The following is a 25,733-nucleotide window of genomic DNA, read 5'->3' on the forward strand; positions in this document are numbered from 1 at the left end:
CGCTTTTGGTGGCACTCACGTGCAACAGATTGGCAGCGAGGTCCTAGCCGCAGTTGCGTTGCACCGGGGGGCTTGCCCGACCCGCACTGATGTCACATTCTGCAGCAGCAACATTGCAACGGGATTGGGTGACGCATGGCAAGTCGGTATGCCGTGGAAAGCAGCGTCCTGGACCTGGAACGGCCCCGGGTGCTCAGCATCGAGCAACGCATATTAAAGCGGTTCGGGCCGGTGGGGGTGCGCCCAGTGGGCGTGGGCAAGCCGGCATACGGCGTGGAGTGGCGAAAATCCTGCATGGGTTTGGCCTTCACGGCTCATCTGAACGGAATCAAGATCGAACGGCAGGCGGGCGCGCTGAATGCGCACTGGGGTGATATGGTGTTCCTGGTCCAGCAGAAAGCCGGAACTGCCTTTTGCCGTGAGGCCGGAATGGAATTTCGGGCGCAACCTGGCGAGATCGTCATCGTCGATCCTTCGCTCAAGAGCTCGTTGGAAAGCGATGGCCTGTGCCGCTTCATGGCGCTCGGCATCCCACGGCACGTGGTGGAGACTCTGGAGAATCGTGGTCTCAACCCGCTGCACAACGTGATCAGAAAGGGATCGGGCGTCAGTAGCTTGCTGGCAGGTACGATCGATCTGTTGCTCAAGCCGGCCGAACCCGATCACTTCACGGCGAGAACGGCCTATCAGGTTCTGTCCGATCTGCTGTCAGCCTCATTGGAGCTGCAGCAGCAGAGTTCGCTCGATTGCGAAAGGCAGTTGCTCGAGGAAATGCGCAATTGGGTTATGGCGCATGTTGGCGTCACCCGGGTTGGCGTCCACGAGATTGCGCGCGAATTCGCCTTTTCCGATCGCTCACTCTACCGCCTGTTTGCGCGCAATGGGACCACGCCGGATCGCTGGCTGTGGTCGTGCCGGCTCGATGTTGCCCGCAAACGCCTGGCCCGGCCCATTGCCAACATCACGCAGATCGCGTTCGAGACCGGCTTCAAGGATGTCTCCCATTTCTCACGGATGTTCCGCAAGACATATGGAACGACACCCAGCGATTTCAGAGCACGCTGCCAGGTCCCGCTTTTATGAGCCGGATGTCCGCCTGGCGGGCTAAGACCAGACATTGGCAGGTTGGAGCAAGCACGAGCTGACGTTGCCACTTATGATCGCAGGCAGACAATTGCTGGACGATCCAAAGCTATGACGAGATACAAAGTGGAACCGCTCCATCCGCCCGCCTTGCATTTCGTGGCCGAATTGTGCGCAGCAATCGGTCATCGGGCCATGGTGGAGCAAGATGGCCCAGTGCTGCGTGAGTTCACCCCGGTCAGTGGAGGCACGTTGATCGGGCCGAACATCGAGGCGAGCGTGCAACCTGGTGGTGGCGACTGGTCTACCAATATCGATGGCATCTTTCGGCTCGATGCGCGCTATCCCGTTCTCACGAACGATGGTGTCGTGATCGAGGTGTACAACCGCGGAGTTGGCCATTCCGATGAAGCGATCTTCGAGGAGATCACGGCCAAAGGCGGCGCTAGCCTGGATCAAACATACTTTCGGACTCTTCCGCAATTTTTCACAAGTAGTGAAAAGTATAAATGGCTTTCAACCAAGGCTCATATTGGAGTCGGTCGCTTCGTTGGGTCGGAAATAATCATTCACTTTTATGAGATTGGTTGAACAAATGTCGCTTGAAATTCCCGCTCTGGATCCGGATATTGCGTATCACGCTACACGTTTCGATGAGGTCATGGGTAAACCGGGATTGACGACGGCTCAATTTCGCGAGCTCTATTGCCAATTGCTGGCCGATCAGGGTGAGCCTCTTGCACGCGCAGTCACCACGGATCTGGCCATTCCAACGCGGCATGGCGAAATGGCCGCGCGGTTGTATAGCCCTGCCACCGCTGCTGCGGTGCCGCTCGTCCTCTATATGCACGGCGGAGGGTTCATGGTGGGCGACCTCGATTGCCTGGACAAGATCATGCACGAGTTCAGCTTGGGAACGGAGATGGCGTTTCTTTCGCTCGACTATGCCCTGGCGCCCGAACATACCTATCCTGTCGCGTTGGAGCAGTGCGAAGATGCGTTGGTCTGGGCCTTGAAGAATGTCGACGCATTGGGGGTCTGCGCACGCGTCGCTTTCGCGGGGGATTCGGCGGGAGGTAACCTCGCCGCACTCATGGCACAGCGACACCATGCTTTGCTTGGCGATACGCTTTTTTGGCAGGGCCTGATCAATCCGGTGCTCGATTTTCCCGGCGTGACCGCTGCGCAAAAGCTTTCACACCGCCAGTTCGGCGCCGGCCCCATCCTCAACATCGACGTCATGAAATCGTTCAACCAGGCTTATTTCCCCGATGAAGAGGCGATGATTGCGGCAAGTCCCTTGCGTTTCAGTGATGACATGTCCGGCCTGCCACCCGCATTCATCGCGGCAGCGCAGTGCGACCCGCTGCGCGACGATTCTGCGGAATATGCCGCGCTACTGCGCAGCGCAGGCGTGCTGGTCACGCACAAAGTCTATCCAGGCATGTGTCATAATTTCATGACGCTTGCCCATCGCAGCAAGGTCGCAGCCGGAATGCTGGATGACTTCGTGCGATTCGCCAAGCTGGAACGCACGAAAGCTTTAGCAAAAAGCGCCGCTCCCGCATCACGGTGACGCACCCGGCCCATCACCATGACGCTTGCCGGGAAACTCTAACCCGGGGGGGCAGGTAACAGAGTCGGATCGCGATCTATCCACGCGATGCTCTGCCGAGCGCTCCAACCGGTGGTGGATGGAGACAGCTTTTAGGATGCTGAACATCGGCTCGCTTGATCAGCCGGAACGACATCGTATTGCCGAGGCCCAGGCGGCGTTTTACCTCGTCGATCTTGAGCAGCCGATCGCATTCCTCCGACGACCGCGTCATTTTGACGTCTCGCGCGCAAGGGCTTCGCGGGCACGGAGGAAGCCGCGATCGCTGTCCAGAAAGGCAGATAATATGGCCGGGATCAGCTCGGCGACAGGCTCCTCGCGGCCATAGGTGTCCGCGTAGATCCGGGCATAATCGGTCAGGGCAAGGTGCAGGTCGGGCATGACCATGATGGTCAGTTTCACCGGTGTGCGCTCGGGGATGCGGGCCAGCTTGAGTTCGGGCATCGAAGGCCTCCTATGGCTTCCAGGGTGCCAGGATCAGATCACGATGCACGACAAGCCGGATGGGGGCTCCTGGACGTATCGTGATCGTGGGTTGGATTTGCAGATTGCGCGACGTGAGCTGGTCACCGGCGCGCGAAACATTCTGTTGCGTCGATTCCCGGATCGCCTGGACGAGATCGCTTTCGCCGGTGAATGTCAGGTTAGCACCCACCCCGAGCATGGTGGAGACCGCCACACCCTTGAGCAGCGACCACGTGTGGTGATCGACTTTGTCCGAGAGGCCCGCATAGCCTGACGGATCGGTTGCCGGCACATTGTCGATCCGGACCGAACTGCCGTCCGGCATGACGATCCGCTGCCAGACCACGAGCGCGCGGCTCTGCCCAAACGCCACAACCGAATCATAGCTGCCGATCAGCCGTGCCCCCTGCGGAATGAGCAGGATACGCCCCGTGGCGCTGTCATAAGTGTTCTCGGTAACCTGCGCGGTGACCAGCGCCGGCAGGTCGGAGCGCAAGCCGGTTATCAAGCTCGCTGCAATCACGCTGCCGGCCGACAGGGTGTATGGTGATGGCGGTGGCGTCAGGACATGCGGGTTGATGTCGCCACGCGGATCGAGGCTCCCGACGAACGCTTCCTTGCGTCCCTGCGCATTGGGATCGGTGACCGGATCGAGCGCCAGTTTCGACGGACTGGGTTGGGTGCTCTCGGTGGCAGGTACGCTTGGCGTCGTTGCCTGTGGAGCAGGGGCTGATTGCCGGTTCTGCACCAGCAAGCCGGACTCGCGCGCGGCTTTCACTTCGGCGAGCCGCCGCTCGCGCTCGGCGGCCTCGGCCTGCTGGCGTTGCTGGTCGCTCGGATTGACGTCGGCCGCCAGTTGTTGCTGGCGATCGAGGATCGGTTTGCCGAGATCACCAGGCAGCGGTGGCCCTAGCCGTGGCACATCGCCGTAGGTTGCCGGCAAGCCGTTGAGCGTGTCGCTGGCATGGTGCTGGTCGGGTTGCGACATCTCCTCCTGCCCCGAGGCGCCGTGGAACAGGCGTGGCTTGAGCGCCAGCCAGGTCACCGTCACGAGGCTGATCGATCCCACCGCCGCGATGGCGATGATGACGCTGCGCTTGAACCGGATCGCGCGCGGCGGTCGCGAACGCAGTGCGAGGCTCTCGGGATCGAGCTTGGCAGGCGATGTCGTCGCCGCCTCGCTCACGACGGCCTCCGCAGGCTGGTCGCTTCACCGGTCCGGCTGATCCGCACCACATCCTGATGCTTGAGCCCGAGGCGCAGCTCTGCCGCATCGAAGAGCCGGTCGACGATGTAATAGCGACCCTGCACACGATAGTTGACCAGTTGGGCGTTGCCCTTGGGGTCGACCAGGAACAGCGGCGGTGCCTCGCTTTCGCCGAGGCTGGCTGGGAACTCGATGAACGTCTGGCGTCCGTCATCGAACGCGCGCAGCGGCCGCCACCCAGGCTTGTCGCCCGTGATCGCATAACCGAAATGCAACTGGTCGACGGACAACCCCGAAGCCACCGACTGCGTCGCGCGGGCCGCTTCGGCCGCAGCCTTGAGCGCGATCAGCGCGTCCTGCGGATAAGTCCAGGATAGCGCCGACATGGCGGTGCGCGCCGTGCTGGTGAGTGACAGATGATAGGTCCGGCGATCGGTTGTCACGACGATGTTGGTGGCGAGCCCGGCCGTGAAGGGCTTCACCAAGACGTGCGTGCGTTTGGCTTCGCCCGAATTGCTGCCACTTCCGCCGGACGTGGTGTCGCCGATCACCCAGCGCACGGTGTCACCTGCCGCCACCGCCACCAGCGTTTCGCCAGGCTGGAGCGCGATGTCGGTGACTTGTCCCGGCGCGGTCAGCACGTGGTAGATCACGCCATCGCTGTAGGGAAAGACCTGAGCCGCATTGAGATAGCCGCCGGTTGCCGGCTCGAGCGTCGCGGCGCGATTGGCGGCGCGGACACGCCGTTCGGCTGGGGAAGGGGAGATATGCCGACGACGCGGTGCCGGCTTGATAGCTTTCGGTGGTGGCGAGACGACGGGGGCACCTGGCAGCGTCGCCACCGCTGCCGTCTGCACCGCTGGCTTGGCCGGCAAGGACGGGGCGCTCGCCGCGGTATGGGGCGGCGTGGGAGCCGCGACGGCCACGGCCGTTGCCGCGAGAAAGGCGATTTTCATGGCTGGGTCTCCTGATTTGTTGCGCCGAGGGTGGGATCGAGTGGTGATCCGGCGGGAATGCTGGCGGGCGGCGGAAGCGCCGTGCGTGCTGGCGCGACGGCGGTTGGCGTCGCTGGTGACGAACCGGTGGGCTCGAGCTCGCGGCTCCAGTCGATGGCGTCGACATAGATGCCGAGAGGGTTCTTCCGCAGCGTATCGGCGCTTGTCGGCGGTACCATCTGCACGGTCAGGATCGCGGTCCAATGCGAGCTTCCGGCCTGGGCGCCGCGCTCGTAAGCGGTCTCGACCCACTTGATCTGGAACGACTTGTCCGAGGCGCGCACAACGCTGGTGACCTGCACCGAGACGGTGCGCTCGCCGATATGAGCGAACGGATCGGCGGCGCGGGCGTAATCGCCAAGGAATAGGCTCCCGCGCTTCGTCGTGAAATCATACGCGGAAAGCCAGTCCTGCCGCATCAGCACCGGATCGAGCGAGACCGACCGGACATGCTCGATGAACCGGGAAAGGAACCAGGCCACCTGGCTGTCGGTCGGCTGGTAATCCTTGTCGGCGGGCTGGACCGCGCGCGCTTCACCCAGCTTGTCGACCTCGACCACATAGGGCACGATACGGCTTTGCAGCGACTGCCAGAGCAGGCCGCCCGACAGCACGGTGGCAAGTCCCAGGCAGCCAAAAGCCATCAGCCGCCAGTTGCGGGCCTGGACGCGGGCCGCGCCGATGCGTTCATCCCAGAGCTGGCCAGCCCGTTGATAGGGTGTCTCGGGCTCGGGGTTATGGCCGTATCGCTGCACGGCGCGCCGGAACAAGTTCGAATGCGAAAGCATCGGGATCAGTCCTCCCTTTCCTTGATGTCGGGGGTTGCGCCGTGTCCGCCACGATCGCCCGATTGGATGGCGTGCAGGGCGGTCTGGCGGTGGTGGCGGGTGCTCTGTTGGGCTTGCATCGCGCGCGCCCAACCGGGCATGACCGATGCGTTGTCCGAGGTTTCCGCGGCGGTGGAAGCCGTCTGCCCGGTCATCGCGTTGAACGCGGCCCGGCGGCCGGACTCGGCGGCCTCGCCCAGACCGAGCGCGGCGGAGAGGCGCGACCGCGCGGCACCGGCCGCAGCGCTTGCCATGCCGCCGATCCCGGCGCCGACGCTGGACGAGCCGGCGCCCTGCTGCCCGAGGCTGTAGGCGGTCGAGGCGGCCGACCCCATCGCCGTGCCGGCCCGCACGGCGCCAAGGCCGGCTGCGGCGAGACCGCGCGCCGCGCCGGCCACCCCTGCGCCGCCGAGATACAGGGCTCCGCCTGCGCCAAGTGCGGTACCGAACGCGGCGCCCGCGCCCAGCTGCGGCGCACCGGCGACCAAGCCCGATGCGATACTGGGGCCAAAGATGCCAAGCCCGAGCAGAGCCAGGCTGGCCAGCACCAGGCTCATGGCCTGGCCGATGTCGGGTTCCTGGCCATGCAGCGCGGTGGTGAACTGGGTGAAGTAGTTCGAGCCGATGCCGACGATGACCGCGAGCACCATGACCTTGATGCCCGAGGACACCACATTGCCCAGGACGCGTTCGGCGAGAAAGCTGGTGCGGTTCCACAGCGCGAAAGGCACGAGGATGAAGCCGGCGAGGCTCGTCAGTTTGAACTCGAGGATCGTGACGAACATCTGCACGGCGAGGATGAAGAAGGCGAGGATCACGATTAGCCAGGCGACCAGCAGCACGACTATCGTCAGGAAATTGTCGAAGAACGTCGTGAAGCCGAGGTACTGGTTGACCTGCTGCAGCAGCGGCCAGGCGGCGGAGAAGCCGGTCCCGGCAAGGCGGCCGGGCTTGAGCAGATCGGCAGCGGTGATCGTCCCACCGCCAGCGGTCACGCCGGCCTGGGCGAACGAGCGGAAGATCACGTCCGATAGCGTCGAGAAGCTGTTGATGATGAACGCGAAAGCGCCGATGTAGAGGATCTTGCGGATCAGCCGGCCGAGCACGTTGTCTTCGCCGCCCAGCGCCCAGAACAACCCGGCCAGCGTGACGTCGAGCGCGATCAGCGTGCGCGTCAGAAAGCTGACATCGCCGCCCAGGAGCCCGAACCCGCTGTCGATATAGCGGATGAAGGCCGCCATGAACTGGTCGATGATGTTGAGGTCGCCCATGTGCTTCGCGTCCTGATGCTGGCTTCAAAAAGGTGCCGCGGGACCCAGTCTTGGGGAGCGGGAACCGGATCCCGCGGCGACGGCGGCGAGAGGTGCGCGGTATCGCCGCCGCCCTGGCCGGCCGTGCCTAGTGGGGGGTATAGGCACGGCCGGAGCCGAGGAATTTCGCCGAGGCGCTCCGGGCATCGCTGCGCGACTGGGTCTGGTTCGCCCGCTCGATCGCCTCGGCGCGATATTGCGCTGCCATCAGCGTCTGGATCTGGAATTGCTGCTTGGCGACCAAGGCGAGAAGCTGGTTGGTCGCCTGGCTGGCCTGCAGCGCCCCTTCGGCGCCTTGGCTGCGCGCGACGATGCCGGTCAGCGTCGCCTGGTCGGCGGCGATATTCTCGACGACCTGGGACTGCACGGCCATGGTCTGCGCGAAGGCCGCGCGTGCGGTGTCCATCCGCGCCCGGGCGCTTTGCACCTGCTGGCTGGTGGTCAGGCTTTGCGCGGAGCTGTCGGGGTAGAGCGAGCGGAATTGCTGGTCGAGGCTGGCGACCTTGAACTGGATGCCCTGCGCCTGGCCCATCAACTGGTCGATCTGTTGCATGGTCTGCTGGAGCGCCTGCAACTCGGGGAAGCTGATCGTCGTCAGGTTTTTGGCTTGGTTGGTAAGGCTCTGCGCCTGGTTCTGCAGCATGCGGATCTGGTTGTTGATCTGCTCGAGCGTGCGCGCGGCAGTGAGGATGTTCTGGCTGTAGTTCGAGGGATCGAACACGGTCCATTGCGCCCGGGCCGGCTCGCTTGGCGCGAGTGTGACGAAGCCGAGCGCAGCGATAATGGTGCTGCCGAGTGCGCCAGCGATGAGTGGTTTCTTGAAAGACAGCGTTCTGGTCATGGTCATTCTCCGGGGGCTGGAGTTCGGGAAGGGGTGGATTGGGCGCCGGGAAACGCGCCGATCAGGTCGGCCGACCAGGCCAGATCGACAGAGCGCAGGAAGTGGCCAGCGAAGCCCTCCGTGCCGTGTTCGGCGAGAAGGGCGTCGATGCGCTTCTGGCTGGCGGGATCGGACGCGCCGCAGAGCGCCAGTGCGATCGGACCCAGGCCGAGTTCGAACAAGCGGTTGCCGCGCGCCGATTGCAGATAATAATGTCGCTTGGGGGTGGCCCGGCTGACCACCTCGATCTGCCGGTCGTTGAGGCCGAACCGCTCGTAGGCGGCGCGCGACTGCGGTTCGATGGCGCGGTCGTTGGGCAGCAATATCCGCTGCGGGCAGCTTTCTATGATGGCGGGCGCTATGCTGCTATCGGCGATGTCGGCCAGGCTCTGCGTCGCGAAGAGCACCGCCACGTTCTTCTTGCGCAGGGTCTTGAGCCATTCGCGGATGCGGGCGGCAAACAGCGGATGGTCGAGGAAGATCCAGGCCTCGTCGAGGATGAGCAGGGTTGGTCGCCCGTCGAAGCGTTCCTCGAGCCGGTGAAAGAGATAGGTCAGCACCGGCGCGACAGCTGCGCCCATGCCCAGCAGCATCTCGGTCTCGAAGCATTGCACGTCGGCAAACGCAAGCCGTTGCTCGGCGGCATCGAGCAGCGCGCCGTATGGTCCCTCCAGCGTATAGGGCTGGAGTGCGACACGCAGCGCGTTCGACTGGAGCAGGAGGGCAAGCCCGGTCATGGTCCGCTCCTCGCGCGGCGCCGAGGCGAGGCTGCCCAATGCCGTCCACAGCGCGTCCTTCACGGCAGGATCGACGGCGACACGCTCGTGTTCGAGTAGAGCGGCGATCCATTGTGCTGCCCAGGCCCGTTCGGCCAGGTCGTCGATGCCGGCGAGTGGCTGGAAGGCGAGCGCCTGCCCGTCGGTTTCGATGCTGCCGAGCGCATGATGCGCACCGCCCATCGCCAGCACCGCCGCGCGGGCCGAATTGCCCTTGTCGAAAATGTAGACCTGCGCGCCGCGATAGCGCCGGAACTGCAGCGCGATCAGGCTGAGCAGTACCGACTTGCCCGCGCCAGTCGGCCCAACCACCATCATGTGGCCGACATCGTCGACATGGGTCGAGAGGCGAAACGGTGTCGATCCAGCCGTCTTGGCCAGCAGCAGGGGTGGGCCGGCAAGGTGACGGTTGCTGTCCGGTCCGGCCCAGACCGCCGAGAGCGGCATGAGATGGGCGAGGTTCAAGGTATGGACGAGCGGCTGCCGCACGTTCGCGTAGACTTGTCCCGGGAGCGACGAGAGCCATGCCTCGACCGCATTCACGCCCTCACGAATGCAGGTGAAGCCGAGACCGTTGACGATGCGCTCGACGCAGCGGACTTTCTCTTCGACAGCGCCCAGTTGCTCGTCGGTGACCGTGATCGTGGTGGTGAGATAGCCGAAAGCGACATGATCGCCGCCCAGGGCCTGCAGCGCCGCGTCGGCATCGGCGACCTTGTTGTCGGCGTCGCTGTCGAGCAGCTGCGCGGGGCTGTTGTAGAGCACTTCGCGCAGCAACGCGGTGATCGATTTGCGCTTGTTGAACCACTGCCGGCGCAGGCTCGTCAGGGTCCTGGTCGCGAGCGTCTTGTCGAGGGCAAGGAAGCGGGTGACCCAGCGATAACCGAAGTCCTGGTGATTGAGCGCGTCGAGAATGCCCGGGCGGCTCATGGTGGGAAAGCCGAGGATGGTCAGGGTTCGCACATGCAGATTGCCAAGCCGCGGCGCGAGGCCGCCCGTGAGCGGCGTGTCGGCGAGCAGGCCGTCAAGGTACATCGGTGTGTCGGGCGCACGCACCGGGTGCTGTCGATCCGAGATGGTGCCGTGCAGGAAAGTCAGCGTGGCGTCGTCGTCCAGCGGGTGAACATCGGCCATGAACCCGGACAGCAGGTCGCACAGGCGATCGGTTTCGGCGATGAAGTGCGCGAGGGCGCCGCGCCAGTCACGCTCCTTCTCAGCTTCGGGACGTTCGACGAGCGACCGCCCGGCGCTGTCCTGCGCGTCACCAGGTGGCAGCCACGTGAGGCTGAGATGGTAGCGGCTCTCAAAATGCGTGCCTTCGGCCTCGAAAGCCGCGCGCCGTTCCGCGTCCACCAGCCAGCTTGCGGCATCGGGGAAATCGCTGTGCGGGTAGGCGCAGCTTTCGCAGCGCTCGGCCTCGAAGAACAGGGCCCAGCCGCTGCCCAGCCGCTTCAGGGCATTGTTGGCCCTGGCGCAGGCTGCGACGAGCTCGGCTTCCGTCGCGGACTCGAGATCGGGCCCGCGGAATGCGAGCACGCGCAGGAAGCTGCCATCCTTGTTGAGGACGACGCCAGGTGCCACCAGCGCGGCCCAGGGCAGATGGTCAGCAAGGCGCTCCGCGCGGTCGCGATATTCCCGCAGGCTCAGCATGCCAGATAGCCCTTCTGGACAAGATGGCGGATAAGGACAGGGGCGAAGCTCGGGTCGCGGCGCGCGGCCATGACCGCGACGCTGTGCCCGACCGCCCAGAGGGCGAGGCCGGCAAGCCATTGCTGGAGACCCAGGCCGATCGCTGCCGCCAGCGTGCCGTTGACGATCGCTATCCCGCGCGGCGCGCCGCCGAGCAGCAGGGGACTGCCCAGGGCGCTATGGATCGGCACTTCGAAGCCGGCGATATGCGCGGTGCTGGCGGGGTTCGGGGCGATCATGCGATGAGCGCTCCGCCGCCGAAGCTGAAGAAGGAGAGAAAGAAGCTGGACGCGGCAAACGCGATCGACAGCCCGAACACGATCTGGATGAGGCGGCGAAATCCGCCGGCTGTCTCGCCGAAGGCCAGAGTCAGGCCCGTGACGATGATGATGATTACCGCCACGATCTTGGCCACCGGGCCTTGTACGGATTCCAGCAACTTCTCGAGCGGTTCTTCCCACGGCATGCCCGAGCCGGCCGCCTGGACTTGGCCGGCCAGCGTCAGTGCGAGCGCGGTGCACGCGGCACGCAGGCCATGGGTGCGTACTTGGGAAAGTGTCATGGTCATGTCTCCTGGGTTGGGGGGATGTTGAGCTCGGTGAGTTCGTAGAGTCCGGTCGCGGGCGAGAGGCCGGTAACTTCCGCGACGGTCGCGACGCGGCGGTCGATGCCGCGGCCGGCGATGAACACGATGACATCGATCGCTTCGGCAATAAGCGGGCGCGGAACGGTGATCACCGCCTCCTGGCACAGCTGTTCCAGGCGGGTGAGCGCGGCTGCCGCGCTGTTGGCGTGGATCGTCGCCACCCCGCCGGGATGTCCCGTGTTCCAGGCCTTGAGCATGTCGAGCGCCTCGGGGCCGCGGACTTCGCCCACGACGATCCGATCGGGCCGTAGGCGCAGCGTCGATCGGACCAGGTCGCTCATCGTGACGTGTGGCGGGCGGGTGCGCAGGGCGACCGTATCGGGCAGAGGGCACTGGAGCTCGCGCGTGTCCTCGATCAGGATGACACGGGCATCGCGCCCGGCCTGGCCCGGCGCCATCTCGGCGAGCAGCGCGTTGGCCAGCGTGGTCTTGCCCGAGCTGGTGCCGCCGGCGACAAGGATATTGCGGCGCGCGGTCACCGCCGCGCGAAGGGCATCGGCAACCGCCGTGCTCATCATGCCGTCCGCGACATAGTCGGCGAGGGTATGGAGGCGCCGCGCCGGCTTGCGGATCGCGAAGCAGGGCGCGGGCGACACCGGCGGCAGGACGCCTTCGAAGCGTTCGCCGGCGCGTCCTTCGCCATGGGGCGGCAATTCGGCCGAGATGATCGGCCAGTCGCTGTGGACTTCGGCCCGGGCGTGGCTGGCCACCAGGCGGATGATGCGCTCGACCTGATCGCGGGGCAGCTGCCGGCCCGTGTCCGTGCGCCCTTCGCCAAGCCGGTCAAGGCGCAGAGCGCCATCGGGATTGACCATGATCTCCACGACCGTGGGATCGGTCATGGCATCGGCAATGTCGGCACCCAGAGCAGTAACGAGCATGCGCCTGCGGCGCTGGGCAGACAGGCTTTCTGTCATGGCTGCTCGTCCGTTATCGGCTGGAGCGTGCGGCGTCCGGTGGCAACCTGGCGGCGAACCTGGTGCACGAAGGCCTCGAAGCGCCTGGCCGCCAGCGCCCGGCCAGCCTGGTCGTCTTCGGCCAGCGGTGCCTGGATGGAGAGCTCGAAGCGGATGAACAGGGCGAGCGCCTCGAGGACGACGTGGGTGTCGCGCTCGATCCGCCCGATCGCCAGGCTCATCCGGTCCAGCCGGATCGCGAAGCGATCTTCCAGTTCGGAGGCACCGCGCCGATCGAGCCAGGCCGTGACGGCATCGGCTAGGATCGCGGACTTGGATGTCCCCGGCCTGGTGGCAAGTGCCTCGAGCCGCTCGCTCAGCGGCGCGGGCAGGAACAGCTGGTGGCGGACCTTGGGCGCCATGGTCAGAAATCCAGCCGCAGGTCATCGGGCCGGGCGCTGCCGGCATCGAGACCGTAGACGGTGCGCGCGGCACCCATGGTCTGCACGCGGTCCAGGGCGTGGCGCTCGACAGTGCCGTCACCATCGTCATCACCCAGGCCGAGGGGATCGACCGGCTCCGGCGCCGGCGGAGATGCCGGCGCGATCTCGGGCGCCGGATGGCGGGCTTGCTCCAGGCCGCCATCTTCGGCGGGGGCCTGCGCATCGGCTACGATGGCCAGGCGCTCGTCGGCCCCTCGCACCTGTCCGGCCCAGGGGTTGCCGCGGGCCGGCGGAAGGTCGGGAGAGCCGGCTTGGTCCAGCGCTGGTGCGGCAAGTACCCGCTCGGAAAACGCCTGATCCTCATAATAGCGCAGCTTCCTGGCACGGATCGGCGGATGCCCCGAAACCAGCACCAGTTCGTCCGCCGGACTGAGCTGCATCACTTCGCCAGGCGTCAGCAGGGCGCGCGCCGTCTCCTGGCGGCTGACCATGACATGGGCCAGCCAGGGGGCAAGGCGATGGCCGGCATAATTGCGCATCGCGCGCTGTTCGGTCGCCGTCCCGAGCGCGTCCGAAATGCGCTTGGCAGTGCGCTCGTCGTTGCTGGCAAAGGCGATGCGGACATGGCAGTTGTCGAGAATGGCGTTGTGCTCGCCATAGGCCTTCTCGATCTGGTTGAGGCTCTGGGCGATCAGGAACGCGCGGACGCCATAGCCGGCGAGAAAAGCCAGGCTGGTCTCGAAGAAATCGAGGCGGCCCAATGCAGGGAATTCGTCGAGCATCATCAGCAGGCGGTGCCGCTTGGTATCGCCGCAGTGGTTCGGCTCGCAGGCGTGCAGCGTCTCCGTCAGACGTCGCCCGATCTGGTTGAGGATCAGGCGGATGAGCGGCTTGGTCCGGCTGATGTCGGACGGGGGCACGACGAGGTAGAGCGAGACGGGATGGGGCGCTTGCGTCAGATCGGCGATCCGCCAGTCGCTGGCCGACGTGACCGCGGCGATGGTGGGATCGCGGTAGAGGCCGAGGAACGACATGGCGGTCGAGAGCACACCCGAGCGCTCGTTCTCGCTCTTGTTGAGCAGTTCGCGCGCGGCGGAGGCCACGACCGGATGAACCGCAGGCGCCTCTTCGCTGCCCAGGTGATTGGTGGTCATCATACGGCGAAGAGTTGCTTTAAACGGACGCTGGGGATCGGACAGGAACGTCGCCACCCGCGCCAGCGTCTTTTCTTCCTCGGCATAAAGGACGTGAAGGATCGCACCGACCAGCAGGGCATGGCTGGTCTTCTCCCAATGGCTGCGCCGTTCGAGCGCGCCTTCCGGATCGACCAGAATATCCGCGATATTCTGGACGTCGCGCACTTCGTCTCGGCCGCGGCGCACTTCCAGGAGCGGGTTGTAGCGCGCCGAGCGCGCATCGGTCGGGTTGAACAGCAGGCAATGGGAGAAACGCGACCGCCAGCCGGCCGTGAGCTCCCAGTTCTCGCCCTTGATGTCGTGGACAATGGCCGAGCCGGTCCACGACAGCAGGGTCGGCACGACCAGGCCCACGCCCTTGCCCGAGCGGGTGGGGGCGAACGCCATCACATGTTCGGGGCCATCGTGGCGCAGGTAGTGGTCACCGACGCGGCCGAGCGCCACGCCCTTGCCGCCCAGCAGCCCGGCCTTGGCAATATCCTTGAGGCCGGCCCAGCGCGCCGAGCCATAGGTCGTGACGCTGCCCGACTGGCGCGCGCGCCACAGCGACCCGAACACGGCTGCGCCGCAGCCGAGGAATCCGCCCGTGGCCGCCAAGGCCCCCGCCTTGTCGAAGATCGCCGGGGCGTAGGCGTCGTAGGAAAACCACCATGGGAAGATCGACCAGGGGTGATAGATCGGTGTGCCGAGCAGCTCGAACCAGGGATGCCCGAGTTCGGATTGGTAGAGCAGCCGGGCGGCGGCCCATTGCGTGGCCGTCCACATGCTCGCGACGACGATCGCGAAGACGACAAGAATCTGGCCGATGAGCAGTTTGGTCGGGGTCATGCGTGCCTCCGACCGCACCCGAGATTCTCAAGGGCGCGGTCAGGGCTGAGGATCACACGGGTCGGCTGCCAGGGTGAGATGCTGGCTGGGGTCGCGAGCCTGCTCGCCGATGTCCGTCGCGACCTGGGTGCGGCGTCGCCATCGGCGAGGGGTGCGCCAAGACTTGCGTGGCGCAGATGATTGCGTATCATGGGCAGCGGAGGCGTTGATCGCCGGCACCCGCCTTCCTCCTGTTCTGCCAGGCATCACTACATCTGACCCGGTGGTCGGATGGCAGGGGTTCTTTCGAAGACCTCGCGCGTCGCTCAGCTATCGCCAACTCCGGATTGTCCCGGGGCGCGATGCCTGCTGGCCCGTCGAGGTCTCGCGTTTCCATGCCAATGCGACATGCCCGGGCGCTTGCCGGCGAACGCCGACTTGCGGCGCCGGCCGCCGAGCCGGACTCCGGGACCGCTCCGGATGCAGAGCAGGGGGGCGATGCCGGCCGGATCGACGGGCTTTACCGCACCGAAGCGCCGCGCCTCGCGCGCTTCTTTCGCCGCCGGCTGGGCGAGGGGGACGAGGCGCCCGATCTGGTCCAGGAGGCTTTCACCCGGCTTGCCGCTTTCATGGCGCGCGAAACCCTTGCCCATCCCGCGCCCTATCTGCAGCGCATTGCCCGCAACCTGCTGTTCGAGCGAAGCCGGCGCTGCGCGCGCCGCATGGCGGCTTCCCACATTCCCATCGAGGCGGCTGGCGAGATCGCCGTGCCAGCGTCGCAGGAGGACGATCTTGCCCACGCCGATGTCATGGCGCGCTACGCGGCGGCGGTGCAGAGCCTGCCCGAGCGAACCCGCGCGGCCTTTCTGCTTCACCGCCTCGAAGAGCTGACCTATCGCGAAATCGCCGAGCGGCTCGGCATCAGCATTCCGACCGTCCAGTATCATGTCGGGCGGGCGCTGGCCCACATCTCCACGGCTCTTGAAAGCGAATGACCCAGATCGATCGACTGCGGATGCGCGAATTGCGCGAAGATGCGGCCATGTGGTTCGCGCTCATGCGCGGACCCGAGGCCGAAGCGCAGCGTGCGCATTTCGAGACCTGGCTCCTGGCCGATCCGGCGCATCGCCAGGCCTACAACCATGTCAGCGAAGTGTTCAGCCTCGGAAAAGGGCTCAAGCCATCATCCGCTGCGCCCGATCCTGGCAAGGCCGCCCGGCGTCTCGGCACGGCGAAGCTGGGGCGGATCATCGGCAGCCCGCTCCTCGTGCTGGTCCTCTGCGTCATTGCCGTGCCCATGGTGATCGCGCTGACCACCAGCGCCATGCGCGCCATCGGGCCGCGCCATCCGTTGATCGCGGCGAGCGGGCCTGCAGCGCCGGGCAGTGAGGCGACCAGTCTCGTTACGGCACCTGGCGATGTGCGCGAATTCCGTCTTGCCGACGGGTCGCGGGTGATCCTCGATGCCGACAGCCGCGTGCAGGTGGCCCTCTCGGCGCAGCGGCGCGATCTGGCTCTGCTCCGCGGGCGCGCGCGCTTCTTTGTCGCGCACGAGCCGCGTCCTTTCGTCGTGACCGCCGGCGGAGGTTCGATCCTCGCCCGCGGCACGATCTTCGACGTGGCACTGCGCGGCGCGGCCGGTGCCAGTGTCGATCTCATCGAAGGCGTGGTCGACGTTCGCCAGCCGCCTGCCGTCGGCACCACGGCCGCATCGTCCCGGAGCGGCGGTGCGGTCATCCGGCTCAGCGCCGGCCATGGCCTCGCGATCGGCGGCGTTGGTGACAGCGCGCCGCACGTTACGCCTCTGGCCCGCACGGATTGGCCGAGCGCGTTGCGCGATTTCACCGACGTGCCCTTGCGCGAGCTTATCGCGGAAGCCAATCGCTACGCCGCCAGGCCGATCGACCTGGCCGACCCAGCGCTGGGCGATCTGCGCGTCTCGGGTACGTTCCGCATCCGCGAGCCGGACCGGCTCGCCGGCAACCTTGCCGCCCTGCTCGATCTGTCGCTCGAGGAAAGCCCGTCCGCCATTGTGCTCGCCCACCGGTGCACGCGCGGCGCAAAAAATTCCTGCCCACCCTCATAAATTCCGCCGGGCCGGCATGGATACCCCCGAACGGCCTGTAATGGCACCAGGGGGGTATCCATGAAACACCAGAGATCGAATGCATTCTTGCTTGCGGCGAGCCTGTGGGCGCTGGCCGTTCCTGCCGCGGCCCAGGAAGCGCGCCAGCAGCTGCACGTGCCCGCGCAAAGCCTCGGCGATGCGTTGCGCGCGCTGGGCAGCGCATCCCGGCGCGAGATCATTTTTACGCCCGAGGTCGTCGCCGGCAAGACGTCCAGCCCGATCGATGGTGCCTACACGTTCCGCGAGGCGCTCGACCTCCTGCTCGCGGGCAGTGGCCTTGTCACCGTGGAACGCGACGGGAGTGTCCTTGTCGTGGGGCGATCGCAGGCGCCGCAAGCGGTAGCGGACCACGCGGGGGAGGTTGGCGCAATCGTGGTGACCGGCTCGCGCATCCGGGGCGCCCCGCCGGCCTCGCCGGTCATCACGCTCAGCAGCACCGACATCGCCCAGGCCGGCCAGAGCGATCTCGGCGAAGCGGTTCGCACCCTGCCGCAAAGCTTTGCCGGAGGACAGAATCCGGGGGTCGCGCCGGGCGCGCCGGGGAGCAACAACAACCAGAACTCGGCCTCGAGCATCAATCTGCGCGGGCTCGGACCCGATGCCACGCTGACTCTGCTCAACGGCCATCGCTTGGCCTATGGTTCGTTCACCCAGGCGATCGACGTCAACGCGATCCCGCTGGCCGCGGTCGAGCGCATCGAGATCGTCGCCGACGGCGCCTCGGCAATCTATGGTTCGGACGCGGTCGGCGGCGTTGCCAACATCATCTTGCGCAAGGACTATGACGGGGTTTCCACCACGGCGCGGGTTGGCGGCGCGACCGATGGCGGCGACACGCAGCAGCAGTACAGCCTCGTGGCCGGAACCACCTGGAACGGCGGCGGTCTCATCGCGACGTACGACTTCGAGAAGGATACCGCGATTACGGCGCGACAGCGCAGCTTTACCCAGTACATGCCGGGCAATACCACGCTGCTGCCCGGCCTGACGCGGCACAGTGCCGTGCTGAGCCTCCACCAGGCCCTGGCGCCCGACCTGACATTCAGCATCGATGGACTCTACAACTGGCGGCGCTCGGCCACGGTCCTGCAGGTCCCCGGCAGCTCGCGCTATACAACCGAGCCGACCAACCAGTCGTTCTCGATCGCGCCGTCGCTGACGTTCGCCGCATCGCCTTCGCTTACCTTTGCCCTGAGCGGTGTCTACGGCGAGGATCATACCGACACCAGGCAGTTCACCATCACGGCGGCCGGTGCGGTCAGCGCCTACCCCTACTGTTACTGCAATTCGGTGAAGTCGCTGGAAGCAAGCGCGCAGGGCGACCTTTTCGACCTCCCGGCGGGCGCAATCCGCTTTGCTGCCGGGGCCGGTTATCGCGGTAACGGTTACCTCAACCGCTCCGTCAGCTTGCCTGCCCCGATCGACGCCCATCAGGACAGCTACTATGGCTTTGGCGAGATCTACGTCCCGCTGGTGGCGCCCGGGCAAGCGATCACTGCCATCCACCGCCTGTCGCTGAGCGGTGCCCTGCGCTACGAGAGATATCCGGGGATCGACGCGGTGCTGACGCCCAAGCTGGGTGCGATCTACGCGCCGAGCCCGGATATCGATGTCAAGGCATCCTGGGGCAAGTCCTTCAAGGCGGCCACGCTCTACCAGCAATACCAGCCGCAATATGCCTTTCTCTATGCCGCAACGACGCTCGGCGGCACGGGCTACCCTGCCGATGCCACGGTGCTGCTCATCAACGGCGGCAATCGTGCACTCAAGCCCGAGCGCGCCACCTCCTGGTCGGTGACCGCAACGGCGCATCCGCGCGCCGTGCCCGGGCTGCAGGTGGAAGGCAGCTATTTCGAGATATCCTATCGCGACAGGGTGGCCCAGCCGTTCCAGGGGACCGACTTCTACACGGCGCTCAGTGGTCAGACGCTCGCCCGCTTCGTCGATCCCTATCCTTCAGCTGCCGAGCAGGCCGCGCTGATCGCGGCAGCGCCGGTGCCGCTCTACAACTACTCCGGTCTCGCCTATGAACCCAGCGCTGTCGTCGCTTCTGTCTACAACGCCTTCTTCAATGTCGCCCGCCAGAAGATCCGGGGTGTCGATGTCACGGCGCGCTACGAGGCGGACCTTGGCGCGGATGAAAAGCTGGTGTTCAACGGTTCGGCGTCCTGGCTGCAATCGCGCCAGCAGCTCGACCCGTCGCTACCGGTGACCGAACTGGCCGGGACGATCTTCAACCCACCGCACTGGCGGGGGCGCGCCGGCGCGACATGGACGCGCCACTCGCTGAGCGCGTCGGCCTTCGCCAATTACACCGGCCCTGTCCAGGATACCCGCAGCAGTCCGTCTGTCGCAGTCGCATCGCAGACGACGTTCGATCTCGCGCTGGTCTATCGCGCATCCCCGCAAGGGCCGATCCCGGGACTGGGCTTTGCGCTCGCGGTGCGCAACCTGTTCAACGCCAAGCCCGCCTATGCCCGGGCCGTGGCCGACTATTATGTCAGCTACGATTCCACCAACCAGTCCGCGATCGGGCGCTTCATCAGCGTTTCGCTGACCAAGGACTGGTAGGCGATGACCGACCCTTCTCCTTTGCGCGAGGGATCAGACCGTTTCCGCGGCCCAGCTTTGGGCCAGCGGGCGCAGTCCCATGAAAGAAGGGCCACGCTGCACGCGGCGCTGGGCGGCCTTGCGCTTGGTCTCGCACTGGTCCCGCGACCCTGCTGGGCCAGCCAGGCACCCTGTGACCTGATGCCGCCCGCGCCGACTTCGACGCCCGCCGGGACGCAGCGGGCCATCACTGCGCTCGACCTCGTGCGGCTGCGCGATTTCGGGGGCATGCAGTTCGATGCCTATCCTGGCCCCCCAGCCGCGCTGTCACCCGATGGCCGGCATATCGCGCTGCAACTCCGCCGTGGCGATCCCGTCGCCAATCGCTATTGCACCGGCATCCTGGTCAAGGACATGGACAGCCCTGCGCCGGCGCGGCGCATTGCCGATGGCGGCGAAGTGCTCAAGCTGTCCTTCGACAAGTATGGCTTTGCCGGACTGGTGACGGGAGCACCCGTGCCCCCGGTGCTGCGCTGGTCGCCCGATGGTGGCCGGCTCGCTTTCACCAAGGCGATCGGCGGCGTGATGCAGCTGTTCGTGATCGGAGCCGATGGGGCGGACGAAACGCAGGTGACCCATTCCGGCGTGTCGATCGACGATTTCCAGTGGCTGCCCGGCGGCGAAGCGATCGTCTATCGCAGCCGCGACGCCCTGCTCGCCGCGGAAAGGCAGATCGACGCCGAGGGACTGCACGGTTGGCGCTATGACGGACGCTTCTGGCCGCTGGCCGGGGGCCGGCCGCACCCGCCATCGCCGGTTCCCAGCCGCATCGAGGTGATCGGGCTGGCCGAGCGCAGCCTGCGCCCGGCGACGGAGCGCGAGCGCCTGATGCTCGACCCGGCGGGCACCCCCGGCTGGCCCGATGGCGCCACGCAAGTCGTGCTGCTCGGCACGGGGGACGATCGTGCCTGGCTGGCGCCTGTCGAGCCCAACGCCTTTTTCACGCCCGACGCCCTGCATGTCATGGTCGACGGCCATGAATTGCCTTGTCCGCAAGCGCTTTGCACCGACGTCGTCGCGCTGTGGAAACGCGATGCCCACACGATCCTTTTCCTGCGCCGCCAAGGCGTCGCGCGCAGCGAGACGGCGCTGCTGCGCTGGGATCTGGGCAAAGGCGCGCCGCAGCTGCTGCACCAGACCACCGACCCATGGCTCGGTTGTCAGCTCGGCCCGCGCGAATTGGTCTGCACGGCGGAAGCTGCCACGGTGCCCCGCCAAGTGATCGGCATCGATCCGGAAACCGGCCAGGTCCGCATGATCTACGATCCCAATCCCGAATTCGCGGCGATCCGGCTTGGCCAGCCAGAGCGGCTGGTCTGGCGCAACGCCTTCGGGATCGACACGTTTGCCGACCTGGTCCTTCCCGCCGCATATCGTCCGGGCCATCCCGTGCCGCTCATCGTCGTGCAGTATGATTCGCGCGGCTTCCTGCGCGGCGGGACCGCCGACGAATTTCCGATCCAGCTGTTCGCAGCCAGGGGGTTCGCTGTCCTCAGTTTCACCCGGCCACCGTGGTATGCCCTGCGCGACAAACCGCGCGACTTGTTCGGCTTCCTCCAGGCCAATCAGAAGGACTGGTCGGACCGCCGCAGTGTCCAGTCCTCGCTGCAGATCGTCGTCGAGGGCCTGATCGCGCGCGGCATCGCCGATCCTGCCCGCATCGGCATCACCGGACAAAGCGACGGCGCCTCGACCGCGACGTTCGCCCTCATCCATTCGCGGCTGTTCAAGGCTGCCGCGCTCAGCACCTGCTGCGAGGACCCGGCGATGATGGCCAGTCTTGGGCCGGGGTTCGAGGACTGGTACGCCAAATCGGGCTATCCCAGGTTCAACGCGGATCGGCCCGACTTCTGGAAGCAGGGATCCCTGGCGCCCAATCTTGGCGAAATGCCGCCCATCCCCTTGCTGATCCAGGCGGGGGAAGAGGAGTTTCGCCTGGCTTTGCCGACCTATGCGGCCGTGAAGAATGCCGGCTGGCCGGCCGAGATGTACGTTTTTCCCGGGGAAGCCCATGTGAAGGTCCAGCCTGCGCACCGGCTCGCGGTCTATGAGCGCAACCTCGCCTGGTTCGAGCGCTGGCTCAAACCAGATGGAGCGGCAGCGCCATGACTTTGCGCGGCGTCAGCTCCGCCGCGCCGCCAACCACGCCTCGACATCGACGAGCCGCATGATCCGCACATAAGTGTGATCCGCTGCCACCGGCGGCCTGGCCAGAGCGGCCTCGAGCGCCTGGCGGTCGACGATTCCCTGCGCGCAGAGTTCGCCGTCGAGCAGCATGGACCGGATCTGGGCCAGATTGTCGAGATAGAGGCTGCGCACCAGACCGGTAAACCCGCCTTTCGACGCGCGCTCGACAATCCTTGCGGGGAGCGTTTTAGCATAGGCGCGACGGATGATCGCGCGGTTGATGCCGCCCTCATACCAGAGCCAGGTCGGCTGGCGCAGGCAGGCTTCCAGCACCGGCTGCGCCAGGAGCGGATAGACGATCGGCAAACCGCCTGCACTGTCGAGATAATCGACCAGAGCGAGGCCGCGCATGATCGCTGCGACATGCTCGCGCTTACCAACGGGCAGGTCGGCGAATTCGGCAAACCATGGGTGGGCCGGATGCGATCTGTGCGTCTCGAGCAGTGCGGGGGCAAGCAGGCGCTCGTCGCGTAGCCAGGTCCAGGCCTGGCGGCGGCGCAAAAGTTTCGCCAGCGATCGCCGCGCGATCAGGAACGGCGAGCATTCGGTCACGGCAGCGACGTCCATCACCGTGCGCCAATATCCCGCGCCAAGGCCTTGCGCAGCCAGCCGGTCGCTGGCGGGCGTGGCCGAGCGCAGGAAGCAGAAGACATTGTCGCCGCCACTGCCATAGGCGAACGCCCTGGCGCCGACATCGTCGGCAAGTGCCAGGGCATGCCTGACCAGGCTCTGCGTGAAGGCGCGCGCCGACGGTCGCGGGCGCTCCGCGGCTTCCGAGACGGACAAGCTGACGTCGGTCGGAGAAAGTTGCAGTGCATGCAATTGAAGATCAAAATGCCGGCATACGTCGCCGGCAAAGGCGCGCTCGTCGCCACTGCCGCTGCCGCTGATCATCGTGACGGCATGGCGCAGGCCGGGGAGCGTGGCGGCGAGCACCGAGGAGTCGAGCCCGCCGCTCAGTGTCAGGGCCAGAGGCCCGCTATGGTGCGACCATGCCTGGCACGCATTGTCCACCGCCCGCGTGACCTCGTCCTGCGCCACTTCGGACGAGGGCACGGCTGCCGCGTCGATGAACTTGGCCGGGCTCCACAGCGCGTGCTGGGAGATTCCTGGCGGTCCGATGCGCAGGATCTCACCTGGCAGGACCTCCGCGATATCGCGCAGCGCGCTCGCCCGCCCCACCAGGTCCGGGTAGAGCAGCTCGTCGGCAACGACCGCCCAGTTGATGGCCTCGGCCCGGCCGGTCAGGGCCTCGATGAACGGCACGTGCGAGGCGATGACCAATTCGTCGCCCCAGCGCCGGTAGTAGCAGGGACAGCGCGCCGACGGATCGCGATAGACAAAGACCTCGCCGGTTGCTGCGCTGCTGGTCCAGGCCACGAAAGCGCCCCAGCGCGCTTCGATCGCCTCGAGAAAGTGAGCGGGAGCGGCGTTGCGATCGATGGTCCCGACGAACGGGGAGCCGCTGGGCGCGCGGGAGAAAGTGGGTCCCACCACGTGGGTTGCTGCGGGAAAGCCGTTGAGGGTTTCGGCTGGACCGGCAGCGTAGAGGACGTGCCTGGTCGCTGCGGCACAAGGTGACAGGCCCAGTTGCGATGCGACGTTGCGTGACGCCGCTCGGGCCGGACCTGGCCGGTCCTGTCCGAGCAGGACCACGCCCAGATAGCGCGCGAAGCTCATAGCTGCAGGATCGGGGTGAAGCAGGCGACGCGCTCGTGGGTATCGCCGAGAATGGCATCGGCGCTCTGCACCCAGCAATGCGCTTCGAACGGATCGAGCCGAACGCCGAGCACCATGCGGCAGGCGATCCCGCGCGCGCGCAGGAAGTGCAGCAGCGCGATCGAATCGGGCAGGCAGGTTCCTTGGGCGGGTATAAGCTGCCGCGCCCGGACGAACAGGGCGGTCTGGATCGCTTCGCTGTCTGGCGGTCGGTATGGCGATGGTCGGGCCTGGAGGCGCCGGATCCACGCCACCAGCACACGCAGGGGAATCATGCGGACCGCGAGCCGCGCGATGACGATCCGGGCCAGCGCCGTCCCCATGGCCCATGGCGCGCGACGTCGCGCGTTGATGCCGCGCGGCGGCAGGTCGCGTTCGGGCACGCCAAGGATGGTTGGCGCCACCGGGCGGCTGAAATCCGCATCGCAAAGGCCGATCCTGGCGAGCCTCTCGAACCGATCAGCCGGTCCGTCGCCATGGGCGCTGCCGCTTCGAAGAACGTGCAAGGCCTCGACCAGAGGCGGTGACAAGTGCAGATAGGTGTCGCGCGCAATGTCGATGACGACGACCCGCGCGCCGACCTGGCACCAGGCAATCTCCGGACGGGCCATGGGGCATTCTCGCTTCCGGCAGGCGGGCGTCGGCGGTGGCCGGCCGCGTCATGCGCAGTGGGACAAGGCTTGGCGCATCCGGTGAGGGATGCGCCAAGCGGTCGCTCAGTCGTCGAGGATGCCGGCATGGCCCTGACCGGCGGGCAGATCCACCTGGCCACCGGCGATGCCCTTGGTTTCGACGCTCACGGCGCCGAGTTCGACCACGTCGTCATGACGCTCTTTGCTGGTACGTTCCATTTCGTCTTCTCCTTTTTGCTGCCCTGATGCAGCTCAGGAAAAGTATGATGACGCCGGTTCAGGCGCGAACTTATATTGTCCCAGATTGAGAGTCGGTCGGCGGAAATGGGAGGTACTATTGCCGATCGGTGCCGCCCTATCTCGCGCTTTGCCCGCGATACGATCGCTAAACATGTCCTGATGGTATCATCTTGTGCAGTGTTGGGCTCAGCCGAATGCGCTTGCGGTGATAGCGCGCCATCGCCCGGTGCGCCGCGCTCACAGCCTCGCCTTCGATCGTGACCATGAGCTGCGACAGCTCGTCGCGAAGACCGGGCAGCAGGTGATGCTCCAGCGCCCAGGCGCGGGCGAGGGCTTGCGACGCGGCGGTGAGCGCGTCCTCGAGTTCCGTATTGCCGGCGTCCGATGCCAGAATGGCGAAGAGGGCGCTGGTCGCGCTGGCGAGCTGGTCAGGCCGACCCAGGTCGCGCCGGAGCGCGCCGATACGCGCCTTTGCCGGCTGGGAGATGCCGGTGCCCAGCCCAAGCTGCACCAGTTGGCCATGCCATTGGTAAAGGGTTGCCAGCCGCGCGGCGCCGAGCGGCCGAACGCGGAAGCCACCCCCTGGCAGCAGGTCGACGAACCGCTCTCCAACCAGCCGATTGAGAGCATCGCGGACAGGGGTCGCGCTGGTGCCGAATGCGTCGGTGAGCTGGCCGAGCTTGAGCACCTGGCCGGGCAGCAATGTGCCTTCGACGATCTCGTGTCGCACACGCCGATAGACGTGATCGGCCGTCGCAGACTCGGGGGCCATCATGCTGCTCCTTTGCGGATCACGATGCATCGGTGTTCTGTCTCGCGATCAGGCTGCCACCTGGCGGGCGCCTGCCACCGTCTCGCGCCCAGGTTCTTCCGGTCATGCCTGCTGCGCCGCTGATTTGCCGGCATGGAATTGCGACCGCGTGCTACGGCGTCATACCGGTCGGGTCCTGTCGGCCGATTCCGCTCCAGATCTGCAGCAACTGGTCGAGCAGCCGGCATGTCTTCTCCCGGCCTTCCGGTGTCAGGCGGACGCGCCGGTAGCGGTTGTCGCGCCGGGTCGCGCTGCCATCGCTGTCCGGGGCCGCGCCGCGACGGCTGCTCACCAGGCCGCATCGCTCCAATTCGCCGATCTTGCGATGTGCTGTCGACGGCGCGGCCTGCAACGCGAGGCACAGGGTCCAGGCGTGGAGCGCACGATCTTCGCATTCGGCGAGATAGAGCTCCGCCAGCATGTCGAGGCGCAGGGTCGCGGCGAACCCGTTCCCAAAGCAGGCACCGGTGGCCTCGCGCATCCTGGCAAGGATGCGACATGCCTCGGCCCGTCTGGCTGCGCCCGACGATCCGCTCAACGCGGCCATGTCCACGCCTCGTGCCTTGGCCGG

The 25,733-nt window shown here is 66.3% G+C and carries 24 protein-coding genes; 7 read left to right on the forward strand and 17 right to left on the reverse strand.

Features of this window, described 5'->3' with window-relative positions:
- Window positions 1–135: 135 nt before the first annotated feature.
- The 3 genes from ABIC78_RS18845 to ABIC78_RS18855 all read left to right on the forward strand — a co-directional run bounded on the left by ABIC78_RS18845 (window position 136) and on the right by ABIC78_RS18855 (window position 2,659).
- On the forward strand, window positions 136–1,083 hold the full coding sequence (locus ABIC78_RS18845) for a helix-turn-helix transcriptional regulator (protein WP_169042251.1): 948 nt from the start codon (window positions 136–138) through the stop codon (window positions 1,081–1,083).
- A 126-nt stretch (window positions 1,084–1,209) separates the two neighbouring features.
- Window positions 1,210–1,674 carry a DUF3237 domain-containing protein gene (locus tag ABIC78_RS18850; protein WP_169042252.1) on the forward strand — a complete coding sequence of 155 codons (465 nt, stop codon included), beginning with the start codon at window positions 1,210–1,212 and terminating at the stop codon, window positions 1,672–1,674.
- 4 nt (window positions 1,675–1,678) lie between these two features.
- Window positions 1,679–2,659 carry an alpha/beta hydrolase gene (locus ABIC78_RS18855; RefSeq protein ID WP_169042253.1) on the forward strand — a complete coding sequence of 327 codons (981 nt, stop codon included), beginning with the start codon at window positions 1,679–1,681 and terminating at the stop codon, window positions 2,657–2,659.
- A gap of 249 nt (window positions 2,660–2,908) precedes the next feature.
- Here the strand turns inward: ABIC78_RS18855 and ABIC78_RS18860 are convergent, their stop codons facing one another.
- The 12 genes from ABIC78_RS18860 to ABIC78_RS18915 form a co-directional block, all read right to left on the reverse strand.
- Complete coding sequence (locus tag ABIC78_RS18860) at window positions 2,909–3,142, reverse strand: DUF2274 domain-containing protein (protein ID WP_354491343.1); 234 nt, start codon at window positions 3,140–3,142, stop codon at window positions 2,909–2,911.
- Window positions 3,143–3,152: 10 nt separating this feature from the next.
- Window positions 3,153–4,349, reverse strand: a complete 1,197-nt coding sequence (locus ABIC78_RS18865; RefSeq protein ID WP_354491345.1) for a TraB/TrbI/VirB10 family type IV secretion system protein — start codon at window positions 4,347–4,349, stop codon at window positions 3,153–3,155.
- On the reverse strand, window positions 4,346–5,326 hold the full coding sequence (gene trbG / locus ABIC78_RS18870; RefSeq protein ID WP_354491347.1) for a P-type conjugative transfer protein TrbG: 981 nt from the start codon (window positions 5,324–5,326) through the stop codon (window positions 4,346–4,348). The genes ABIC78_RS18865 and trbG overlap by 4 nt, the downstream gene beginning before the upstream one ends.
- Window positions 5,323–6,153: a conjugal transfer protein TrbF gene (trbF, locus tag ABIC78_RS18875; RefSeq protein ID WP_354491349.1), complete on the reverse strand. Its 831-nt coding sequence runs from the start codon at window positions 6,151–6,153 to the stop codon at window positions 5,323–5,325. The genes trbG and trbF overlap by 4 nt, the downstream gene beginning before the upstream one ends.
- A 5-nt stretch (window positions 6,154–6,158) precedes the next feature.
- Entirely contained in the window at window positions 6,159–7,463 is a 1,305-nt protein-coding gene (trbL, locus tag ABIC78_RS18880) for a P-type conjugative transfer protein TrbL (RefSeq protein ID WP_354491351.1), read from the reverse strand.
- A gap of 127 nt (window positions 7,464–7,590) precedes the next feature.
- The gene (trbJ, locus tag ABIC78_RS18885) at window positions 7,591–8,343 is read right to left on the reverse strand and encodes a P-type conjugative transfer protein TrbJ (protein WP_502915703.1); all 753 of its coding nucleotides are present in this window, start codon (window positions 8,341–8,343) and stop codon (window positions 7,591–7,593) included.
- Window positions 8,344–8,345: 2 nt separating this feature from the next.
- A complete protein-coding gene (gene trbE, locus ABIC78_RS18890; RefSeq protein WP_354491355.1) occupies window positions 8,346–10,808 on the reverse strand; it encodes a conjugal transfer protein TrbE in 2,463 nt (820 codons plus the stop codon).
- On the reverse strand, window positions 10,802–11,086 hold the full coding sequence (locus ABIC78_RS18895) for a VirB3 family type IV secretion system protein (RefSeq protein ID WP_354491357.1): 285 nt from the start codon (window positions 11,084–11,086) through the stop codon (window positions 10,802–10,804). Before ABIC78_RS18895 ends, trbE begins: the two co-directional genes overlap by 7 nt.
- Window positions 11,083–11,415, reverse strand: coding sequence for a TrbC/VirB2 family type IV secretion system protein (locus ABIC78_RS18900; RefSeq protein ID WP_354491359.1), 333 nt, complete (start codon window positions 11,413–11,415; stop codon window positions 11,083–11,085). The genes ABIC78_RS18895 and ABIC78_RS18900 overlap by 4 nt, the downstream gene beginning before the upstream one ends.
- Window positions 11,412–12,410, reverse strand: coding sequence for a P-type conjugative transfer ATPase TrbB (gene trbB / locus ABIC78_RS18905; protein ID WP_354491361.1), 999 nt, complete (start codon window positions 12,408–12,410; stop codon window positions 11,412–11,414). The genes ABIC78_RS18900 and trbB overlap by 4 nt, the downstream gene beginning before the upstream one ends.
- Window positions 12,407–12,811, reverse strand: a complete 405-nt coding sequence (locus ABIC78_RS18910) for a YlcI/YnfO family protein (protein ID WP_354491363.1) — start codon at window positions 12,809–12,811, stop codon at window positions 12,407–12,409. The genes trbB and ABIC78_RS18910 overlap by 4 nt, the downstream gene beginning before the upstream one ends.
- A gap of 2 nt (window positions 12,812–12,813) precedes the next feature.
- Window positions 12,814–14,856, reverse strand: coding sequence for a conjugal transfer protein TraG (locus tag ABIC78_RS18915; protein ID WP_354491365.1), 2,043 nt, complete (start codon window positions 14,854–14,856; stop codon window positions 12,814–12,816).
- Window positions 14,857–15,230: 374 nt separating this feature from the next.
- On the opposite strand from ABIC78_RS18915, the gene ABIC78_RS18920 reads away from it, so the two are divergent.
- The 4 genes from ABIC78_RS18920 (at window position 15,231) to ABIC78_RS18935 (ending at window position 21,682) form a co-directional block, all read left to right on the forward strand.
- A complete protein-coding gene (locus ABIC78_RS18920) occupies window positions 15,231–15,830 on the forward strand; it encodes a sigma-70 family RNA polymerase sigma factor (protein WP_354491367.1) in 600 nt (199 codons plus the stop codon).
- Complete coding sequence (locus ABIC78_RS18925; protein ID WP_354491369.1) at window positions 15,827–16,921, forward strand: FecR family protein; 1,095 nt, start codon at window positions 15,827–15,829, stop codon at window positions 16,919–16,921. Before ABIC78_RS18920 ends, ABIC78_RS18925 begins: the two co-directional genes overlap by 4 nt.
- 60 nt (window positions 16,922–16,981) lie before the next feature.
- Window positions 16,982–19,534 (forward strand): TonB-dependent receptor domain-containing protein, encoded by a 2,553-nt coding sequence (locus ABIC78_RS18930; protein WP_354491371.1) that lies wholly within the window; start codon window positions 16,982–16,984, stop codon window positions 19,532–19,534.
- A gap of 180 nt (window positions 19,535–19,714) precedes the next feature.
- Complete coding sequence (locus tag ABIC78_RS18935; RefSeq protein ID WP_354491373.1) at window positions 19,715–21,682, forward strand: Atxe2 family lasso peptide isopeptidase; 1,968 nt, start codon at window positions 19,715–19,717, stop codon at window positions 21,680–21,682.
- 12 nt (window positions 21,683–21,694) lie between these two features.
- Here ABIC78_RS18935 and ABIC78_RS18940 read toward each other — a convergent pair whose 3' ends face one another.
- The 5 genes from ABIC78_RS18940 to ABIC78_RS18960 all read right to left on the reverse strand — a co-directional run bounded on the left by ABIC78_RS18940 (window position 21,695) and on the right by ABIC78_RS18960 (window position 25,709).
- A complete protein-coding gene (locus ABIC78_RS18940) occupies window positions 21,695–23,440 on the reverse strand; it encodes an asparagine synthase-related protein (protein ID WP_354491375.1) in 1,746 nt (581 codons plus the stop codon).
- Window positions 23,437–24,090 (reverse strand): lasso peptide biosynthesis B2 protein, encoded by a 654-nt coding sequence (locus ABIC78_RS18945; protein ID WP_354491377.1) that lies wholly within the window; start codon window positions 24,088–24,090, stop codon window positions 23,437–23,439. The genes ABIC78_RS18940 and ABIC78_RS18945 overlap by 4 nt, the downstream gene beginning before the upstream one ends.
- Window positions 24,091–24,195: 105 nt before the next feature.
- Window positions 24,196–24,330 carry a benenodin family lasso peptide gene (locus ABIC78_RS18950; RefSeq protein ID WP_354491379.1) on the reverse strand — a complete coding sequence of 45 codons (135 nt, stop codon included), beginning with the start codon at window positions 24,328–24,330 and terminating at the stop codon, window positions 24,196–24,198.
- 166 nt (window positions 24,331–24,496) lie between these two features.
- The gene (locus ABIC78_RS18955; RefSeq protein ID WP_354491381.1) at window positions 24,497–25,126 is read right to left on the reverse strand and encodes a GntR family transcriptional regulator; all 630 of its coding nucleotides are present in this window, start codon (window positions 25,124–25,126) and stop codon (window positions 24,497–24,499) included.
- A 148-nt stretch (window positions 25,127–25,274) separates the two neighbouring features.
- Complete coding sequence (locus tag ABIC78_RS18960; RefSeq protein ID WP_354491438.1) at window positions 25,275–25,709, reverse strand: MarR family transcriptional regulator; 435 nt, start codon at window positions 25,707–25,709, stop codon at window positions 25,275–25,277.
- Between the last annotated feature and the right edge of the window lie 24 nt (window positions 25,710–25,733).

Origin of the sequence: Novosphingobium sp. 1529 (assembly GCF_040544855.1) — a bacterium.
Taxonomy (GTDB): domain Bacteria; phylum Pseudomonadota; class Alphaproteobacteria; order Sphingomonadales; family Sphingomonadaceae; genus Novosphingobium; species Novosphingobium capsulatum.

What these genes read in the sequence shown, in the direction of transcription:
- ABIC78_RS18855 (WP_169042253.1), top strand. Translation starts at nt 1,679, where the DNA reads ATGTCGCTTGAAATTCCCGCTCTGGATCCGGATATTGCGTATCACGCT.
- trbJ (WP_502915703.1), bottom strand. Translation starts at nt 8,343, where the DNA reads ATGACCAGAACGCTGTCTTTCAAGAAACCACTCATCGCTGGCGCACTC.
- ABIC78_RS18930 (WP_354491371.1), top strand. Translation starts at nt 16,982, where the DNA reads ATGAAACACCAGAGATCGAATGCATTCTTGCTTGCGGCGAGCCTGTGG.
- ABIC78_RS18915 (WP_354491365.1), bottom strand. Translation starts at nt 14,856, where the DNA reads ATGACCCCGACCAAACTGCTCATCGGCCAGATTCTTGTCGTCTTCGCG.
- ABIC78_RS18950 (WP_354491379.1), bottom strand. Translation starts at nt 24,330, where the DNA reads ATGGAACGTACCAGCAAAGAGCGTCATGACGACGTGGTCGAACTCGGC.
- ABIC78_RS18945 (WP_354491377.1), bottom strand. Translation starts at nt 24,090, where the DNA reads ATGGCCCGTCCGGAGATTGCCTGGTGCCAGGTCGGCGCGCGGGTCGTC.
- trbG (WP_354491347.1), bottom strand. Translation starts at nt 5,326, where the DNA reads ATGAAAATCGCCTTTCTCGCGGCAACGGCCGTGGCCGTCGCGGCTCCC.
- ABIC78_RS18900 (WP_354491359.1), bottom strand. Translation starts at nt 11,415, where the DNA reads ATGACCATGACACTTTCCCAAGTACGCACCCATGGCCTGCGTGCCGCG.
- ABIC78_RS18935 (WP_354491373.1), top strand. Translation starts at nt 19,715, where the DNA reads ATGCCGCCCGCGCCGACTTCGACGCCCGCCGGGACGCAGCGGGCCATC.
- ABIC78_RS18845 (WP_169042251.1), top strand. Translation starts at nt 136, where the DNA reads ATGGCAAGTCGGTATGCCGTGGAAAGCAGCGTCCTGGACCTGGAACGG.
- ABIC78_RS18895 (WP_354491357.1), bottom strand. Translation starts at nt 11,086, where the DNA reads ATGATCGCCCCGAACCCCGCCAGCACCGCGCATATCGCCGGCTTCGAA.
- ABIC78_RS18960 (WP_354491438.1), bottom strand. Translation starts at nt 25,709, where the DNA reads ATGGCCGCGTTGAGCGGATCGTCGGGCGCAGCCAGACGGGCCGAGGCA.
- trbF (WP_354491349.1), bottom strand. Translation starts at nt 6,153, where the DNA reads ATGCTTTCGCATTCGAACTTGTTCCGGCGCGCCGTGCAGCGATACGGC.
- ABIC78_RS18860 (WP_354491343.1), bottom strand. Translation starts at nt 3,142, where the DNA reads ATGCCCGAACTCAAGCTGGCCCGCATCCCCGAGCGCACACCGGTGAAA.
- ABIC78_RS18910 (WP_354491363.1), bottom strand. Translation starts at nt 12,811, where the DNA reads ATGGCGCCCAAGGTCCGCCACCAGCTGTTCCTGCCCGCGCCGCTGAGC.
- ABIC78_RS18955 (WP_354491381.1), bottom strand. Translation starts at nt 25,126, where the DNA reads ATGATGGCCCCCGAGTCTGCGACGGCCGATCACGTCTATCGGCGTGTG.
- trbL (WP_354491351.1), bottom strand. Translation starts at nt 7,463, where the DNA reads ATGGGCGACCTCAACATCATCGACCAGTTCATGGCGGCCTTCATCCGC.
- ABIC78_RS18920 (WP_354491367.1), top strand. Translation starts at nt 15,231, where the DNA reads ATGCCAATGCGACATGCCCGGGCGCTTGCCGGCGAACGCCGACTTGCG.
- trbE (WP_354491355.1), bottom strand. Translation starts at nt 10,808, where the DNA reads ATGCTGAGCCTGCGGGAATATCGCGACCGCGCGGAGCGCCTTGCTGAC.
- trbB (WP_354491361.1), bottom strand. Translation starts at nt 12,410, where the DNA reads ATGACAGAAAGCCTGTCTGCCCAGCGCCGCAGGCGCATGCTCGTTACT.
- ABIC78_RS18940 (WP_354491375.1), bottom strand. Translation starts at nt 23,440, where the DNA reads ATGAGCTTCGCGCGCTATCTGGGCGTGGTCCTGCTCGGACAGGACCGG.
- ABIC78_RS18925 (WP_354491369.1), top strand. Translation starts at nt 15,827, where the DNA reads ATGACCCAGATCGATCGACTGCGGATGCGCGAATTGCGCGAAGATGCG.